Below are 684 nucleotides of genomic sequence, written 5' to 3'. Positions count from 1 at the left end.
GCAGATCGGCGTGGGATCGGGCGGATGACGGCTTTCGCGCCGATGGCCGCGAGGTGTTCGCGCAGGCGGTTGCTGTCGTAGGCGGCATCGGCCAGCAGGGTCTGGCCCGGCCCGATGGTTCCCAGCATGTCGTCGGCCGAGCGCCCGTCATGGGCCTGCCCGGCGGTCAGTTTCAGCGTGATCGGCAGACCCTGCGCATCGGTCACGGCGTGGATCTTTGTCGTCAGACCGCCCCGCGAGCGCCCCATGCAGACGGCTCGAAGGTCAGCCATACCGGTGGGGTCGGCGGGCGCTTCGGCCCCCTTTTTGCGTTGGCGCCGTGCTGGTGGACGCGGATCGACGAACTGTCCACCGACTGCTCCGACCCTTCGTAAGCGGCTGATACTGCGTCGAATATCCTGTCCCACACTCCCAGGCGTGCCCACCTCACGAAGCGGTTGTAGCAGGTGGTGTAGGGGCCGTAGCGTTCGGGAATGTCGGCCCAGGGGGAGCCGGTCCTCAGCCGCCAGTAGATGCCATTGAGAACCCGCCGGTCATCGACACGCGGCACCCCTCGCGGCTTGTTCGGCAGAAGCGGCTCGATGATCGACCATTCAAAGTCCGTAAGTTCGTAGCGTCGTTGCGACATGCTGCTCTCCTCCCGTGAGAGAGTGAATCAGCAATCCTCAAGCGCCGCTAGCCATT

General features: G+C 65.5%; 1 pseudogene. It reads right to left on the bottom strand.

What is annotated here, in order from left to right:
• A pseudogene (locus EP237_RS23660) lies at nucleotides 1-628 on the bottom strand (IS5 family transposase); the annotation flags it as partial.
• Nucleotides 629-684: the final 56 nt, after the last annotated feature.

It is taken from the genome of Nioella ostreopsis (assembly GCF_004000255.1).
Lineage (GTDB): Bacteria > Pseudomonadota > Alphaproteobacteria > Rhodobacterales > Rhodobacteraceae > Nioella > Nioella ostreopsis.
The sequence above is the reverse complement of the archived record's forward strand: the minus strand, read 5'-3'. Positions and strand labels throughout refer to the sequence as shown.